Below are 15304 nucleotides of genomic sequence, written 5' to 3' on the forward strand. Positions count from 1 at the left end.
GTCATGCAGGGATTCCATATCGTCGCCCTGGGCGGTACGCTCCGCCCCACTTCCGGCACAGCGCGCGCGCTTCAGACCGCGCTGGACCACGCCGCCGCCGCGGGTGCGCGCACGACGTTGCTGACCGGGGAAGCGATCGACTTTCCCAATTACGATCCCGCCGAAGCAGGCACCGATCCGCGCGTTGCCCATTTCATCGACACGATCCGGTCCGCCGACGCGCTGCTGATCGGATCGCCGGGCTATCACGGCACGCTGTCGGGGCTGGTCAAGAACGCGCTGGACCATATCGAGCTGACGCGCGGCGATGCGCGCGTGTATCTGGACGGCATGCCCGTCGGCCTGATCGCGATGGCGGCGGGGTGGCAGGCGTCGGTATCGACGCTTCAGGCGCTGCGCGGTATCGTCCACGCATTGCGCGGGTGGCCCACGCCCATCGGCGTCGCGATCAATTCGACCGAAGGCGAGAACGCGATCGCCACCTGCGCGCCGCAGATCGCGATGATGATGGACCAGATTGCGGGGTTCTTGCGGCGTTAGCGGGGGGTGGCGGGGTTGTTGAAGGGCGGTGTCGGTATCGAGGGTAAACGACCGAGATTGGGTGGATAGCGGACATTCAAAGCCGCAGAGGCGATTGGTTGCCGATTGTCCGTTTAGGGTTTCGTGGCACCGGCAGGATGCAATTGGCGCGGTAAACCGTCTTCCATTCGCCCTCGCAGCGAAGTTGGAGGGCACGTCCACCAAACATGACCAGAGCTATCCGGGCGTCGCCCGTGACCCATGCGTCCAAAACACGCTCAAACGTCGAGGCGCTTTCCTCAAACGGGAAGAAAGAAGACCAGAAGTCGGCAACGCCGAAGTTCAGTTCGTCACCATTTTGGAGACCAAGGGTGACAGGCATCGAAAGGCCGTTTTGCGCAGGAAGCGTCCAGAGCACTTCGATAGGAGCATCGATTTCCACGTCATAGCTGAACCGGTGCTTCTCGGCGAACCGAGTGAACAAGGCCGTGGCTTCATCGATGTAACAGTCTGCCATGCCCCGTTATCGTCCGCTGGGTGAATGTCCGCAACTGGGCGTAAGCCGACCGGCCGCTTCCATCACCCACTTCCCTCACCCCATCGACAGATCGACCGTCAGCCCTTCACCGGGCTCCACCGCCGCGCATTCCAACCGCTCGGCATCGGCGCGGGCGCGCGACAGGATGGCGGGCGGCACGTCGACGCGGTGACACACCCGATCGGCCTGCGAGAGCAGGCGCGCGGCGCGGAGCGTCAGTTCGTCGGGATCGGTTGAGGTCAGGCGCACCGTCTCTACCCGCGCTGCGCTGCCGGTGTCGGGCGTGTCGAGCCAGCGCGCCACTGCCGCTTCGTCCGGCCCCGCTAGCGGATCGAGCACGCCGCCCGCGTCCAGCGCCCGCGCCAGGGCTACGCGCCGCGCGCGCCCGTCGGGATAGCGCGCGCGCATTGCCCCGCGCGCCGACGACAGCGCGGTTGCGAGCACGCCGACCGAAGCGGGCAGCCACCCCTCGATCCGCTGCCGGATCGCCGCCGCCAGTCCGGCCGACGCGCCGCCCGTCGCCACGGCGATCAGCACTGGCGAGCGATCGACGATCGCGGGCAGGGTGAAGTCGCACAGGGCAGGCCGGTCGACGACATTGACCAGCAGCCCGCGCGCCTTCAGCCGCGCTGCCGCCGCCACCGCTTCGCCCTCATCCTCGATCGCGACGATGGCGAGGCGCGCGGCGGGGTCGTCGGTGACGGGCACCGCGCCCGCCCGCTCGATCAACCGCCGCTTGGCATCCGCCGCCTCGCCATCGCCCAGCAGGATGACCGGTCGCCCGTCCAGCCGAACGACGATGGGCAGGCCGGTCTCGCGCATCGTTACAGCCAGTCGGGCACGCGTTCACCCGCCATTTGCGCGGCCGGGTCGATGCGGTCGGACACGATGGCGAAGCGGTCGCCGTCGACCAGCACCTCGGGTACTTTCGAACGGCTGTTGTACGTGCTGGCCATCGTCGCACCATAAGCGCCCGCGGTACGAAACACCGCCAGATCGCCCGCCGCCACTGCGTCGATCTCCCGCCCCTTGGCAAAGGTATCACCGCTTTCGCACACCGGCCCGGCGATGTTGGCGACCATCCGCTCGCCGGTGGGGCGCACCGCAACGAAATCGTGATAGGCGTCGTACAGCGCCGGTCGCGCCAGATCGTTCATTGCCGCATCGACAATCACCCATGGGTGCCCGCCCGACGGCTTTACCCAGATCACGCGCGTCAGCAGCACGCCGGCATTGCCCGCGATCACGCGGCCCGGCTCGAACATCAGCTTCACGTCCCAGCCCGCGGTGACGCGCGCAACCATCGCGCCAAATTCGGCGGGCGTCGGCATCACCTCACCGGGGCGATAGGGCACGCCCAGACCGCCGCCCAGATCGACATGGGTGATGACATGGCCCGCCGCGCGCAATTCGCGCACCATTTCGCCGACGCGGATATAAGCGCGCTCCAGCGGGGCCAGATCGGACAACTGGCTGCCGATATGCACCGCCAGGCCACGCAGGTTGATGCCGGGTTTGCCCGCCAGCCGTTCAAAGATGCCCGGCGCCTCGCCAATCGCGATACCGAACTTGTTCTCGGCCTTGCCGGTGGAGATCTTGGCATGGGTGCCCGCGTCCACGTCCGGATTGACGCGCAGCGTGGCGGGCGCGGTCAGCCCGCGTTCGGCGGCAAGGGCGGCCAGCACATGGCCCTCCTCCTCCAGCTCCAGATTGAACTGGCCGATGCCGGTTTCCAGCCCCTGAACCAGCTCCTCGCGCGTCTTGCCAACGCCCGAAAACACGATGTCGCCCGGCGCCATGCCCGCTGCCACCGCGCGCGCCATTTCGCCGCCCGACACGACATCGGCGCCGTAACCGGCCTTGGCCAGCACACGCAGCACCGCCAGGTTGGGATTGGCCTTGACCGCAAAGGCGATGTGCTTGTCCGCCACACCCGACAACCCGTCGCGGAACACCTGTGCATGCCGTTCAAGCGTGGCGCGGGAATAGATATAGGCGGGCGTGCCCACCGCGTCGGCAATCGCCTGGACGGCCACGCCCTCGACGAACAGGGCGCCGTCGCGGTGCTGGAAATGGTCCATCAGCGCCCTCCCTGCGGCGGCAATTGGAAGGGATCATTGGGCCGCTCATCCGACTGGCGCAGCAATTCGTCGCTGCGCGACGGGCGCTGTTGCGTCGTCGGAGTGGTCAGATCTGCCGGGGTCGGCGCCTCCGCCGCGCCATAGGGGGCGGGCGGCGGCGTTTCCCCCTCTGGCAGGGTCAGGCGACCGCGCGCGCCGCATGCGCTGAGCGACAGGATCAGGACGGGCAGGATCAGTCGGCGCATCACGCCCCCTTCCCCCGCGCCGCGCGGGCAGCAGCGATGGCTTCGCGCACGCGCGCCGGGGCCGTGCCGCCATGGCTCTTGCGGCTGGCGACCGATGCGTCGATCGACAGCACGTCGAACACATCGGGCGTGATGCGCGCGTCGATCGCGGTCAATTCGTCGATCGGCATCGCTTCCAGCTTGCAGCCCAGCGCCTCTGCCCGCGCGACGACGCGGCCGGTGACGTGATGCGCCTCGCGGAACGGCAAACCCGCCTCGCGCACTAGCCAGTCGGCTAGATCGGTGGCGGTCGAGAAACCGGCATCGGCCACGCCGCGCATCCGGTCGGTGCGGAACGTCGCGCTTTCGACCATGCCCGTCATCGCCGCCAGGCACAGGCCCATCAGGTCGTGCGCTTCGAACACCGGCGGCTTGTCGTCCTGCATGTCCTTTGAGTAGGCGAGCGGCAGGCCCTTCATCGTGACCATCAGGCTGGTCATGCAGCCCATGATCCGCCCCGCATGGCCACGCACCAGTTCGGCGGCATCGGGATTGCGCTTTTGCGGCATGATCGAGCTGCCCGTCGACCATTGGTCCGACAGCGCGACAAAGCCAAAGGGCTGCGACGCCCAAAGCACGAATTCCTCGGCCAGCCGGCTCAGGTGCAGCGCGCACTGGGTCGCGGCGGTCAGGTAATCCAGCGCGAAGTCGCGGTCGCTGACCCCGTCCAGCGAATTGCCCATCGGTCGGTCGAACCCCAGCGCCGCCGCCGTCGCGTCGCGGTCGATCGGAAAGCCCGTCCCCGCCAATGCCGCCGAGCCCAGCGGCGATTCATTCATCCGCGCCCGCGCGTCGCGAAAGCGGCTGACGTCGCGGCTCAGCATCGCGTGATACGCCATCAGGTGATGGCCCAGCGTCACCGGCTGCGCCGATTGCAGATGGGTGAAGCCCGGCATCACATCGGCGGCATGTTCCTCCGCCCGGTCCAGCAGCACGCCCTGCAACGCATCCAGCGCCGCCAGCACATCGTCGATGGCGTCGCGCGTCCACAGGCGGAAATCGGTCGCGACCTGATCGTTGCGGCTTCGCGCGGTGTGCAGGCGACCGGCGGCGGTGCCGATCTTTCCGGCCAGCCGCGCCTCGGTCTGCATATGGATGTCTTCCAACGCCAGATCGTCGGTCGGCCCGCCCTGTTCGTAATCGGCGGCCACCGCGTCCAGCCCGTTCAGGATCGCGGCCACATCGTCAGCGGCGACGATGCCCGTCGCGCCCAGCATCGTGGCATGCGCTTTCGATGCGGTGATGTCCTGTCGCCACATCCGCTTGTCGAACGGGATGGATGCGTTAATTTCGCGCATTACCGACGAAGGGCCCTCGGCAAATCGACCGCCCCACATCTGATTGGAGCCTGCATTGCGCTCGCTGATCGTACTTCTCCCGCTCGCCGCGATGGTTGCCGCGTGCGATACGCAAGCGCCGTCCGGCGAGCAAGCGAACACCGCGACCCCCGCCGCGCAAGCTTCGGCGACAACCGGCAAGGTCGACCGCAGCCACAAGGGCGAAGCCGCGCCCAATTACGCCTTTTCCGATCCGGAGGGCGTGAAGAAGACGATTGCCGATTATGCCGGGCGCCCGGTGCTGGTGAACCTGTGGGCGACGTGGTGCGCGCCGTGCGTCAAGGAAATGCCGACGCTGGAGGCACTGGCCAAGCGCGAGTCGGGTAAGCTCGACGTGCTGACCATCGCCCAGGATCTGGACGGCCCGGCCAAGGTCGTGCCCTATTTCCAGAAGGCCGGCTTCACCGCGATCGAACCCTGGAGCGAAAGCGAACTGCAATTCACCACCGGCCTTGGCGCCAACCTGCCCACGACGATCCTGTACGACCGTGAGGGGAAAGAGGTGTGGCGCGTCGCGGGCTCGATGGACTGGACCGGAGACGAGGCGAAGGTGCTGCTGGCAGAGGCGGGGTGAGCGATTGTCGGCGGCAGGCCTTAATTCCGGCACGCCGGGATTGGGTTAAAGGACGTGGGGCACGGCCCATCCCCTGCTGACATACCCCGCGCTTGGCCCTAAAGCGGCCCGACACGCCAACAGCGCCGCAAGGAACCGCCGCTTGCTCCTGACCACGCTTGCCGCCGCGGGTGGCTATCTGAATTACGAGTCGCTGGGGCTGGACCCGGTCGCGCTCGACCTGGGCTTTTTTCAGCTCAAATGGTATTCGCTCGCCTATATCGCGGGCATCCTGCTGGGCTGGGCGTATCTGCTCAAGCTGCTGGACCGGCCCGGCGCACCGATGGCGCGGCGCCATGCCGACGATCTGGTGTTCTATGCCACCATCGGCATCATCGCGGGCGGGCGCATCGGTTATGTCCTGTTCTATCGCCCGGACCTGTTGCTCAAGCCGCTTAGCGTGCTGCGGCTGTGGGACGGCGGCATGTCGTTCCATGGCGGCGTGATCGGCGTGACGCTGGGCATCATCCTGATGGCGCGCAAGCACAAGCTGAACTGGCTGCGCATCCATGACTATGTCGCGGCATGCGTGCCCTTTGGCCTGTTTTTCGGGCGGCTGGCGAATTTCGTGAACGGCGAATTGTGGGGGCGTCCGACCGATGTGCCCTGGGCCATGGTGTTTCCGCGCACCGGGCTGGACGTGCCGCGCCACCCCAGCCAGCTTTACGAAGCGGGGCTTGAGGGATTGCTGCTGTTCGCGGTCCTCGCCTTCTTCTTCTGGCGGACCGATGCGCGCTATTATCCCGGTCGCCTGGTCGGCATCTTCCTGCTCGGCTATGGTTCGGCGCGGTTCTTCGTCGAGTTCTTCCGCGAGGCGGACGAGCAGTTGATGTGGCTGCACGACATGACCGGGCTGAACATGGGCCAGTATCTGTGCCTGCCGATGATCGCGGGCGGGCTGTATCTGATCGCCACGTCCAGGCGGCGGCGCGCGCGGGTCGAGCCGATCGTCGGCGAAAGCATCGCGTGAGCGGGGAACCGACAATCACCGCGCTGGACGCCGCACTGCCCGAACGGTTGGCGCGCGCCATCGCGCTGGCGGGGCCGGTGCCGCTGTCGCAGTTCATGGGCGCGGCCAATGCCCATTATTACGGGACGCGCGACCCGCTGGGCGCGCGCGGCGATTTCACCACCGCGCCCGAAATCAGCCAGATGTTCGGGGAACTGGTCGGGCTGGCGCTGACCGACCTGTGGCACCGCGCGGGCCAGCCGGCATCGCGCTATGTCGAGTTCGGGCCCGGTCGCGGAACGCTGGCCGCCGATGCGCGCCGGGCGATGGCGACGGTGGGGCTGAACCCGCCGGTCCACCTGATCGAAACCAGCCCGTCGCTGCGGGAGCATCAGGCGCGCGCCGTGCCCGGTGCCGAATGGCATGTCGACTTGGTCGGTGTGCCCGACGAAGGCGCGCTGCTGGTCGTGGCCAACGAATTTTTTGATGCACTACCGATCCGCCAGCTGGTCCGCACGGCAGAGGGGTGGCGCGAGCGGCTGGTCGCGTGCCAGGACACGCTGTTCCTGCCGGTGGTCGGCAACACCCTGTTCGACCCCGTCATCCCGCCGGCCTTTCGCGATGCGCCGGGCGGCTCGATACTGGAAACCTCTCCCGCCAGCGTGGCGGTGATGCGCGCGCTGGCCAAGCGGCTGCTGGCGCAAGGGGGCGCGGCGCTGATCATCGATTATGGCTATGACGGCCCTGCCATCGGCGACACGTTGCAGGCGGTGCGCGGCCACGCCTTTGCCAATCCGTTCGAGGATCCGGGCGAGCAGGATCTGACCGCCCATGTCGATTTCGGCACGCTGGCCGAAGCCGCGCGGGCGGAGGGCGCCGTGGTCCACGGCCCCGTCGGACAGGGTGCGTTTCTGGAAGCGCTCGGCATCGGCCCGCGCGCGACGGCGCTGGCGGCGGCGGCGCCCGAACGCGCCGATGCCATCGCCGCCGATCGCGCGCGCCTGACCGGTGGGGAGCAGATGGGCGAGTTGTTCAAGGTCATCGCCGTCACCGCGCCCGACTGGCCGGTGCCAGAGGGGTTCGCCGCATGATCGCCTATCGCGATGCGCGCACCGCCGATGCCGATGCGCTGTCGGCCATGGCGCAGCAGAGCTTTATCGAGACGTTCGGCACGCTTTATGCGCCCGCCGATCTCGACACCTTCCTCGAATCGGCCATGTCGCCAGCGGCCTATGCCGCACAGCTGGGCGATGCGGCCTATCGCATCCGGCTGGCCACGATCGAGGGGCAGCCGATCGGCTTTGCCAAGCTTGGCCCCAGCTATTTCGACGGGTTTTCGCCCGACGCCATCTGTCTGCACCAGCTTTACGTGCTGGCCGCGCATCACGGCGACGGCATCGGGCGGCGGTTGATGGACTGGTCGCTGGAACAGGCGCGGGCGCAGGGACACGGCGAAATGCTGCTCAGCGTGTTCGTCGACAATGTCCGCGCGCGGCGATTCTATGACCGGCTGGGGTTCCGCAAGGTCGGCGATTACGACTTCATGGTCGGCAACCACCGCGACCATGACGAGATCATGCGGCTGGAACTGTGAGCGGGGTCGAGGTTATTCGCGCAAGCGCGCTAAACGGCGTGGCGCACGGCTTTCTGGGCCGTCGCGGCGGCGTGTCGACGGGGGTTCATGCCGGGCTGAACGTCGGCGTCGGATCGGATGACGATGCCGATGCGGTGGCGCGCAACCGCGATCTGGCGCGCGACGCCGTGCTGCCGGGCGGGGCGCTGGTCACGCTCTATCAGGTTCATTCGGCCGAAGTTGTGATCGTCAACGCGCCCTTTCCCGGTGAGCGGCCACGCGGCGACGCGATGGTCACGCGCGCGCCGGGCCTGCTGCTGGGCATCCTGACCGCCGATTGCGCGCCGGTGCTGTTCGCCGATGTGGAGGCGGGCGTGGTCGGCGCCGCCCATGCCGGGTGGAAGGGCGCGCTGGCGGGCGTCACCGATGCGACGATTGCCGCGATGGAGCGGCTGGGTGCGCGGCGCAGCCACATTGCCGCCGCCATCGGCCCGTGCATCGCGCGCACCAGTTACGAGGTCGATCTGGCCTTTGCCGAACGCTTTGCCGCCGACGATCCCGCCAATGAACGCTTTTTCGCTGACGGCGCGCGCGCCGACCGGCTGCAATTCGATCTTGAGGCCTATGTCACCGCGCGGCTGGCAGCGGCGGGCATCGGTCGGGTGGAGGCGCTGGGGCTGGACACCTATGCCCAGCCCGACCGCTTCTTCAGCTATCGCCGCGCCACGCATGAAGCCGCGCCCGATTATGGGCGGCAGATCAGCCTGATCGGTCTGTGATGCCCCGTCATGACGTGTTGATCGTCGGCGGCGGCCATGCGGGCGCGCAGGCCGCCATCGCGCTTCGCCAGCGTGGATATGCGGGCAGCGTCGCCATTGTCGGCGACGAACCGCTGCCGCCCTATGAACGCCCGCCCTTGTCCAAGGATTACCTTTCCGGTGACAAGCCGTTCGAGCGTATCCTGATCCGCCCGGCGACCTTCTGGGCCGAACAGGGCATCGCGTTGCTGACCGGACAGCGTGTGACCGCGGTGGATGCCGATGCGCGGCAGGTCACGACCGCCGATGGCGCGACGATCGGCTATGGCACGCTCATCTGGGCAACGGGCGGCGCGGCGCGGCGGCTGTCGTGCGGGGGTGCCGATCTGGCGGGGGTGCATGGCATTCGCAACCGCGCCGATGTCGACCGGTTGCAGGCCGAAATGCCGGGTGCGACGCGCGTCGTCGTGATCGGCGGCGGCTATATCGGGCTTGAGGCAGCGGCGGTGCTGCGCAAATTCGGCAAGCAGGTCTGCCTGATCGAAGCGCAGGACCGTGTGCTGGCGCGCGTCGCCGGTGTCGAACTGTCGCGCTTTTTCGAAGCGGCGCACCGCGAACAGGGCGTGGCGATCCGCCTGAACACGCAGGTCGCTTGTATCGAGGGCTCGACCCACGCCACTGGCGTCCGCCTGTCGGACGGCGAAGTCATCGCCGCCGATCTGGTCATCGTCGGCATCGGCATCGTGCCCGCCGTCGAACCGCTGCTGGCCGCCGGGGCTGCGGGCGACAATGGCGTGCGCGTCGATGCGACGTGCCGCACCAGCCTGTCCCACATCTTTGCCATCGGCGACTGCGCGCTGCACGCCAATCGCTTTGCCGACGGCGCCGAGATCCGCGTCGAATCGGTTCAGAACGCCACCGATCAGGCGGGCGTCGTGGCACGCACGATCATGGGCGAAGAAGCCACCTATGATGCAGTGCCATGGTTCTGGTCGAACCAATATGCGGTGAAGCTCCAGACCGTCGGCCTGTCGATGGGCCATGATCGCGCGATCCTGCGCGGCGAGCCGGCATCGGGGAAGTTTTCGGTCGTCTATCTGCGCGATGGCCGCGTCGTCGCACTCGACTGCGTCAACAACGTCAAGGATTATGTGGCCGGACGGCGGCTGGTCGCGGACGGCGTCGTCGCCCCGCCCGATCAGCTCTCCGACCCGGCGGTGCCGCTCAAGACGATCGGCACCTGACGATCAGTGACCGTAACGCTTGATCCCGCGTCGGCGCAGCTTCGTGATCCGGCGCCGGCGCAGATGGACGGCCAGCCAGGGGATCGCCACCAAGCCGACCACCAGGATGATGCAATAAGCAATCAGCTCTCGCGTCACGTCACACTTTCTTCAGTTGCCGACGCTTTTCCCCTGCCATCAAAAACGGGAAAAGCTGGGTGCTTGCGCTAGCATGTGCGGGTTTGACGGCAAATGGAATACGCCCATTTGACCGCCCAGACGATTGCGTCGCCAAATGGATGCGCCGACATCAGGCGCGCACATGATATCGCTCACCGCCGCCTTCTGGATGCCGATTCCGGGCACCCGCCCCTTGCGGTTAACGCGCGGAGCGGCTCTTGTCGGACAAGAGTGCAAGGGAGACGAATGATGAGCCTCAATGTCGCGGTGCTTGGACTGGGCATCATGGGTGCGGGGATGGCGCATCAGCTTGTGAGCGCGGGCCACCGCGTCACCGTCTGGAACCGCACCGCCGCTCGCGCCGAACCGCTGGTGGCCGCTGGCGCCAGCCTTGCCGACACGCCCGCACAGGCCGCGCGCGACGCCGATTTCGTGATTGCGATGGTTGCGGACAATCACGCCTCGCGCGATGTGTGGCTGGGTGCCGATGGCGCGCTGGCGGCGATGAAGCGGGGCAGCGTCGCTATTGATTGCAGCACGCTCGACCCCGATTGGGTCGCGGAGCTGGGCGCGGCAATGAGCGAGGCTGACGTCAAGTTTGTCGAGGCGCCCGTGACAGGCAGCAAGGCTCAGGCCGAAAGCGGCACGCTGCGCTTCTTCGTCGGGGCAGAGGAATCGGCGCTGACTGCCGCACAGCCCGTACTGGACGTGATGGGCACCGAGGCAATCCGGCTCGGCCCCGTCGGCAGCGGCGCGGTGATGAAGCTCGCCAACAACTTCCTGTCGGGCCTTCAGGCCGCCGCCTTTGCCGAGGCGCTGGCCCTGATCGAAGCGCACGGGCTGGACGCCACGCTCGCCGCGGACATCCTGCGCAACGGATCGCCGGGCAGCCCGATGATCGGCCTGATGGCGGACCGGATGCTGGCGCGCGACTATACGCCCAATTTCCTGATCCCGCTGATGGCCAAGGACCTGGGCTATGCCGAACGGCTGATGGAGGCGACTGGCATCCGCTCGCAGCTGGCGGGCGCGGCACGGGCGCGGTTTCAGGACGCCGCCGATGCCGGGCTGGGCGACCGCGACATCTCCGCCGTGGTCGAACGCACACGCGTGGGCTGACGCCCCGCAACGGCGGGGAAAATAACAGGGAGAGGGGTTGGAATGCTGAAAACCGCCGTCGCCGGCCTTGCCGCCGCGTTCGCCGCCATCACGCCTTCATCGGCGCAGCAGGCGACGGGCGCCGCCGACAGTTTCCCGGTCGAAATCACCGTGGATGCCGCACGCACGCAGGGGCCGGTCGATCCCGTCTGGCGTTTCTTTGGCGCGGACGAACCCAATTATGCCACGATGAAGGATGGGCGCACGACGCTGGCCACGCTGGGTGCCCTCGCGCCCGACCGCGTCTATTTCCGCGCCCACAATCTGCTGACCACCGGCGACGGCACGCCCGCGCTGAAATGGGGTTCGACCAACATCTATACCGAGGATGCTGAGGGGCGCCCCGTCTACGACTTCACAATCGTCGACCGCATCTTCGATACCTATCGCGAACGCGGCATCCGACCCTATGTCGAAATCGGCTTCATGCCCGAAGCGCTGTCGTCAAAGCCACGGCCCTATCAGCATGATTTCCGCCCCGGCAGCGGCAGCATCCGCACCGGCTGGGCCTATCCCCCCACGGATTACGGCAAGTGGGAAGAACTGGTCTATCAATGGGTCCGCCACTGCGTCGAACGCTATGGCCGTAAAGAGGTCGCCACCTGGTATTTCCAGACGTGGAACGAACCCAATCTGCCGCAATATTATTGGGGCGGGACCAAGGCCGAGTTTTTCCGCCTGCACGATACCGCCATCGCCGGGGTGCGCCGCGCCCTGCCCGAAGCGCGGGTCGGCGGCCCCGACATTGCGGGCGCGGGCGACACGTTCCTGACCGACTTCATGAACCATGTGAAACAGGCGGGTACACCCACCGATTTCCTGTCCTTCCACGCAAAGGGGTCGCCCAGCTTCATCGAGGGGACCGACGGCGAAAAGGGGCATGTCCGCATGGGACTGGGCGCGCATCTGAAGGCCGCCGACCATGAATTCGCCCAGATCGAACGCGACCCGGTCTTCCGCACCAAACCGATCATCATCGGCGAATCCGATCCGGAAGGGTGCGCGGCGTGTCAAGGACCGGCCAATGCCTATCGCAACGGCACCATGTATTCGAGCTATACCGCCGCATCGTTCGCACGGTTGCAGGCGCTGGCCGAACGCCGCAAGCTGAACTTGGACGGCATCCTCAGCTGGTCGTTCGAGTTCGAGGATCAGCCCTATTTCGCCGGGTTTCGCCAGCTGACATCGGCGGGCATCGACCTGCCCGTCATCAACGTGTTCAAGCTGTTCTCGAAAATGAGTGGTCAGACGATCGCGGCAACTTCGGACCATCAGCTGCCGGTCGAACGCATCATGGCAGAGGGCGTGCGCGGCCCTGCCGATGTCGGCACCGTCGCCGCGCGCGACGGGGACCGGGTGAGCGTCCTGGTCTGGCATTATCACGACGACGATCTCGCCGGGCCCGACGCGGCGGTGCGCCTGTCGCTGAAGGGGCTTTCCCCCGCGCTGCGCCGGGGCGCGCGGGTCACCCATTACCGCGTCGATCGCGACCATTCGAACAGCTATGCCGCGTGGCTGGGCATGGGCTCCCCGCTCGCCCCCAGCGACGAGCAGCGCGCGGCGCTGATCAAGGCCGCCGAACTCAAGACGGTGGCGGGCGAACAGCGGCTGTCCACGACCGGCAACGGTGCAACGCTCGCGTTCCGCCTGCCGCGGCAGGGGGTGTCGCTGCTGATGATCGAGCCGGGCAGTTGAGCACGGCGCTGGCTGGCACGGCGAGTATGCGATAACCCACGACAAACGCCCGCTTCCCCGGTCCCGTTACAAGGGGCGGGACGGGCATTTGGGGCCGGGGGAAAGACATGCCGATATTTGTGACGCGTCAAGCCAATGTCGATTCGAACGCCGCCCGTCGGTGGCGCCGTGGTGCCGTGCTGGCGGGGGCACTGGCGCTGAGCGGCGCGGCCCCCGCGCAACAGGTGGCCGACGCGCCCGCCACGCCCTATGCCCGCGCTATCGCCGCCGGGTACAAGGCGGCGATGCTGTGCAGCGGCATGTTCAACGCAGGCCGGACCCAGGCACAGGTCGAGCGCGACGAACTGGCGGGCATCTATCCGGATTATCAGCCGCTGATCGCCGCCCTGCCCGCCACCATCGACCGGGCGGCGGGTCGGGTCAGCGTGACGTTCGACGACAAGCTGCCGCCGCGCGTCTCGACCTATACCGCCGGTCAGGGGTGCCGCAGCGAACCCATCGGCAGCACACCCGCTGCCGGCACCGCTGTCCCGCCCGTTCGCGGCGCCGATCCGCGCGCCTGGCCCATGGGCGACGCGGGCATCGCCCCGCGTCCGTCACGCGCGCTGTCGGCCACCATCGACCGCGCCTTTGCCGGGGATTTCGGCGCACAGGCCAAGACGCTCGGCGTCGTCATCCTGCGCGACGGGCGGGTTGCGGGTGAGCGCTATGGCGAGGAGTGGGGACCGTTCGTGTCGAACCGCACCTGGTCGGTGGCAAAGAGCATTGCCGGGACATTGACCGGCATGGCGGTGATGGACGGCGCCGTCGCCACCGACACCCCCGCACGCATTGCCGCATGGGGCCAGCCGGGCGACCCGCGCGCGGCGATCAAGCTCGACCAGTTGCTCCGCATGGCCAGCGGCCTGCACAGCGATCATGCGGGCAACCGCACCGACGCCATTTATTTCGGCGGCACCGCCATGGATGAGCAGGCAACCGGCTGGCCGCTTGAGGCCGCACCCGGCAGCCGCTTTCGCTATGCCAATAACGACACGCTGCTGGCGGTCCGATCCTTGCGGGAAGCGATGGGCGTTGCGGCTTATCAACGCTTTCCCCAAACGCGTCTGTTCGACCCGCTGGGCATGGGCCACACCGTCGCCGAACAGGATTGGCGCGGCAATTTCATCCTGTCGAGCCAGGTCTGGTCGACCGCGCGCGACCTTGCCCGGCTGGGGCAGCTGTGGCTGGACGACGGCATGTGGCAGGGCAAGCGCCTGCTGCCCGAAGGCTGGGTGCGATACATGACCACGCCCGCGGGGCCGCAACCCGCCAAGGGGCCGGGTTACGGTGCGACCCTGTGGCTGTTCGGCCCCGAACAGGGCCTGCCGCAGGGCAGCTTCGCCGCGCAGGGCAATCGCGGCCAGTATATCATGGTCGTGCCGTCGAAGCGGCTGGTGGTCGTGCGGCGCGGTGAGGACGGGGTCGGCCAAGGCTTCGACATCGCCGCCTTTACCCGCGCGGTGATCGACACCGAATGATCGCACCCGCCCGCTTCGGCCATTTCGTCGCGATCGACTGGTCGGGCGCGGCGGGTCCGCGGCAAAAGGGGATTGCCGTTGCCATCTGCGCATCGGGGCGTGAGGCGCCAGCGCTGGTGCGGCCCGGCCATGTCTGGTCGCGCGGCGACGTGCTGGACTGGCTGGCGCACGAATTGCCGGGCGATGCGATCGTCGGGCTGGACCTTGGCACCGCCCTCCCCTTTGTCGATTGCGGCGCCTTCTTTCCCGGCTGGAGCGACAGCCCCGCCGACGCCAGGGCGCTGTGGGCACTGGTCGAGCGACTGTGCGAATGCGACGCGCATCTGGCCGCTGGCGGCTTTGTCGATCATGTCGAAGTCGCACGGCATATGCGTCGTCACGGCGGTCGCAAGGGCGAATATTTCACCGGTCGCGGCCGCCTGCGCGCGACCGAGGTGGCGCAGCGCGAACAGGGGCTGAATCCCTACAGCAACCTGAACCTCGTCGGCGCGGCGCAAGTGGGCAAGTCCAGCTTCACCGGCATGCGCGTGCTGCACCGGCTGAACGGTCGCATCCCCGTGTGGCCGTTCGATCCGCTGCCGCAATCGGGACCGGTGCTGGTCGAGATCTATACCACGCTCGCCGCGCTGGCCGCCGGCCGGGCCAAGGGACGCGCCAAGATGCGAAGCTGGGACGCATTGAACGAAGCACTGGCGGCACTCGGCAGCCGGCCCGCCCCCGTCGAAGGGCCGATCGACGACCATAAAAGCGATGCCATCCTGACCGCCGCATGGCTGCGTATCGCCGCGCATCGCGCCGAATTATGGGCGCCGATTGCGATGAACGATGAAATTGCCCGCACCGAAGGCTGGACCTTCGGCGTTACCTGACGCAAAG

The 15304-nt window shown here is 67.6% G+C and carries 17 protein-coding genes; 11 read left to right on the forward strand and 6 right to left on the reverse strand.

The genetic code is table 11. From position 1 onward, the window contains the following. Positions 1 to 3: 3 nt before the first annotated feature. The gene (locus tag ACAX61_RS07525) at positions 4 to 540 is read left to right on the forward strand and encodes an NADPH-dependent FMN reductase (protein ID WP_370714151.1); all 537 of its coding nucleotides are present in this window, start codon (positions 4 to 6) and stop codon (positions 538 to 540) included. Between the two features lie 76 nt (positions 541 to 616). Here the strand turns inward: ACAX61_RS07525 and ACAX61_RS07530 are convergent, their stop codons facing one another. From ACAX61_RS07530 to argH, 5 genes are all read right to left on the reverse strand, one after another. Further along, the gene (locus ACAX61_RS07530) at positions 617 to 1036 is read right to left on the reverse strand and encodes a hypothetical protein (RefSeq protein WP_370714152.1); all 420 of its coding nucleotides are present in this window, start codon (positions 1034 to 1036) and stop codon (positions 617 to 619) included. Positions 1037 to 1111: 75 nt separating this feature from the next. Continuing rightward, entirely contained in the window at positions 1112 to 1879 is a 768-nt protein-coding gene (locus tag ACAX61_RS07535) for a siroheme synthase domain-containing protein (protein WP_370714153.1), read from the reverse strand. Between the two features lie 2 nt (positions 1880 to 1881). Continuing rightward, positions 1882 to 3138, reverse strand: a complete 1257-nt coding sequence (gene lysA, locus ACAX61_RS07540; protein WP_370714154.1) for a diaminopimelate decarboxylase — start codon at positions 3136 to 3138, stop codon at positions 1882 to 1884. Next, the gene (locus ACAX61_RS07545) at positions 3138 to 3383 is read right to left on the reverse strand and encodes a hypothetical protein (protein WP_370714155.1); all 246 of its coding nucleotides are present in this window, start codon (positions 3381 to 3383) and stop codon (positions 3138 to 3140) included. Before ACAX61_RS07545 ends, lysA begins: the two co-directional genes overlap by 1 nt. Continuing rightward, a complete protein-coding gene (gene argH, locus ACAX61_RS07550) occupies positions 3383 to 4759 on the reverse strand; it encodes an argininosuccinate lyase (RefSeq protein WP_370714156.1) in 1377 nt (458 codons plus the stop codon). The genes ACAX61_RS07545 and argH overlap by 1 nt, the downstream gene beginning before the upstream one ends. A 16-nt stretch (positions 4760 to 4775) precedes the next feature. Between argH and ACAX61_RS07555 the strand changes: the two genes are divergently transcribed. From ACAX61_RS07555 to ACAX61_RS07580, 6 genes are all read left to right on the forward strand, one after another. Continuing rightward, positions 4776 to 5333 (forward strand): TlpA family protein disulfide reductase, encoded by a 558-nt coding sequence (locus tag ACAX61_RS07555; RefSeq protein WP_370714157.1) that lies wholly within the window; start codon positions 4776 to 4778, stop codon positions 5331 to 5333. Positions 5334 to 5475: 142 nt separating this feature from the next. After that, the gene (gene lgt / locus ACAX61_RS07560) at positions 5476 to 6342 is read left to right on the forward strand and encodes a prolipoprotein diacylglyceryl transferase (RefSeq protein ID WP_370714158.1); all 867 of its coding nucleotides are present in this window, start codon (positions 5476 to 5478) and stop codon (positions 6340 to 6342) included. Further along, the gene (locus tag ACAX61_RS07565) at positions 6339 to 7412 is read left to right on the forward strand and encodes a class I SAM-dependent methyltransferase (protein ID WP_528084546.1); all 1074 of its coding nucleotides are present in this window, start codon (positions 6339 to 6341) and stop codon (positions 7410 to 7412) included. The genes lgt and ACAX61_RS07565 overlap by 4 nt, the downstream gene beginning before the upstream one ends. Beyond that, complete coding sequence (locus tag ACAX61_RS07570) at positions 7409 to 7915, forward strand: GNAT family N-acetyltransferase (protein ID WP_370714159.1); 507 nt, start codon at positions 7409 to 7411, stop codon at positions 7913 to 7915. Before ACAX61_RS07565 ends, ACAX61_RS07570 begins: the two co-directional genes overlap by 4 nt. Next, entirely contained in the window at positions 7912 to 8673 is a 762-nt protein-coding gene (gene pgeF, locus ACAX61_RS07575) for a peptidoglycan editing factor PgeF (protein ID WP_370714160.1), read from the forward strand. The genes ACAX61_RS07570 and pgeF overlap by 4 nt, the downstream gene beginning before the upstream one ends. After that, positions 8673 to 9896, forward strand: coding sequence for an NAD(P)/FAD-dependent oxidoreductase (locus ACAX61_RS07580; RefSeq protein ID WP_370714161.1), 1224 nt, complete (start codon positions 8673 to 8675; stop codon positions 9894 to 9896). Before pgeF ends, ACAX61_RS07580 begins: the two co-directional genes overlap by 1 nt. Before the next feature lie 3 nt (positions 9897 to 9899). On the opposite strand, the gene ACAX61_RS07585 is transcribed toward ACAX61_RS07580, so the two are convergent. Further along, positions 9900 to 10034: a hypothetical protein gene (locus tag ACAX61_RS07585; protein WP_370714162.1), complete on the reverse strand. Its 135-nt coding sequence runs from the start codon at positions 10032 to 10034 to the stop codon at positions 9900 to 9902. 93 nt (positions 10035 to 10127) lie between these two features. Here ACAX61_RS07585 and ACAX61_RS07590 point away from each other — a divergent pair, with 93 nt between their 5' ends. The 4 genes from ACAX61_RS07590 (at position 10128) to ACAX61_RS07605 (ending at position 15297) form a co-directional block, all read left to right on the forward strand. Next, positions 10128 to 11174: an NAD(P)-dependent oxidoreductase gene (locus tag ACAX61_RS07590; protein WP_370714163.1), complete on the forward strand. Its 1047-nt coding sequence runs from the start codon at positions 10128 to 10130 to the stop codon at positions 11172 to 11174. Between the two features lie 42 nt (positions 11175 to 11216). Further along, positions 11217 to 12908 carry a GH39 family glycosyl hydrolase gene (locus ACAX61_RS07595; protein ID WP_370714164.1) on the forward strand — a complete coding sequence of 564 codons (1692 nt, stop codon included), beginning with the start codon at positions 11217 to 11219 and terminating at the stop codon, positions 12906 to 12908. A 107-nt stretch (positions 12909 to 13015) separates the two neighbouring features. Then, entirely contained in the window at positions 13016 to 14428 is a 1413-nt protein-coding gene (locus ACAX61_RS07600; RefSeq protein ID WP_370714165.1) for a serine hydrolase domain-containing protein, read from the forward strand. Beyond that, positions 14425 to 15297 (forward strand): hypothetical protein, encoded by an 873-nt coding sequence (locus ACAX61_RS07605; RefSeq protein ID WP_370714166.1) that lies wholly within the window; start codon positions 14425 to 14427, stop codon positions 15295 to 15297. Before ACAX61_RS07600 ends, ACAX61_RS07605 begins: the two co-directional genes overlap by 4 nt. Positions 15298 to 15304 lie beyond the last annotated feature (7 nt).

It is taken from the genome of Sphingomonas sp. IW22 (genome assembly GCF_041321155.1).
Classification (GTDB): domain Bacteria; phylum Pseudomonadota; class Alphaproteobacteria; order Sphingomonadales; family Sphingomonadaceae; genus Sphingomonas.

Coding starts and splice junctions, on each gene's coding strand:
- ACAX61_RS07570 (WP_370714159.1), top strand. CDS start 7,409: ATGATCGCCTATCGCGATGCGCGCACCGCCGATGCCGATGCGCTGTCG.
- ACAX61_RS07600 (WP_370714165.1), top strand. CDS start 13,016: ATGCCGATATTTGTGACGCGTCAAGCCAATGTCGATTCGAACGCCGCC.
- ACAX61_RS07590 (WP_370714163.1), top strand. CDS start 10,128: ATGGAATACGCCCATTTGACCGCCCAGACGATTGCGTCGCCAAATGGA.
- argH (WP_370714156.1), bottom strand. CDS start 4,759: ATGTGGGGCGGTCGATTTGCCGAGGGCCCTTCGTCGGTAATGCGCGAA.
- ACAX61_RS07535 (WP_370714153.1), bottom strand. CDS start 1,879: ATGCGCGAGACCGGCCTGCCCATCGTCGTTCGGCTGGACGGGCGACCG.
- ACAX61_RS07580 (WP_370714161.1), top strand. CDS start 8,673: ATGCCCCGTCATGACGTGTTGATCGTCGGCGGCGGCCATGCGGGCGCG.
- ACAX61_RS07545 (WP_370714155.1), bottom strand. CDS start 3,383: ATGCGCCGACTGATCCTGCCCGTCCTGATCCTGTCGCTCAGCGCATGC.
- ACAX61_RS07605 (WP_370714166.1), top strand. CDS start 14,425: ATGATCGCACCCGCCCGCTTCGGCCATTTCGTCGCGATCGACTGGTCG.
- ACAX61_RS07530 (WP_370714152.1), bottom strand. CDS start 1,036: ATGGCAGACTGTTACATCGATGAAGCCACGGCCTTGTTCACTCGGTTC.
- ACAX61_RS07525 (WP_370714151.1), top strand. CDS start 4: ATGCAGGGATTCCATATCGTCGCCCTGGGCGGTACGCTCCGCCCCACT.
- lysA (WP_370714154.1), bottom strand. CDS start 3,138: ATGGACCATTTCCAGCACCGCGACGGCGCCCTGTTCGTCGAGGGCGTG.
- ACAX61_RS07595 (WP_370714164.1), top strand. CDS start 11,217: ATGCTGAAAACCGCCGTCGCCGGCCTTGCCGCCGCGTTCGCCGCCATC.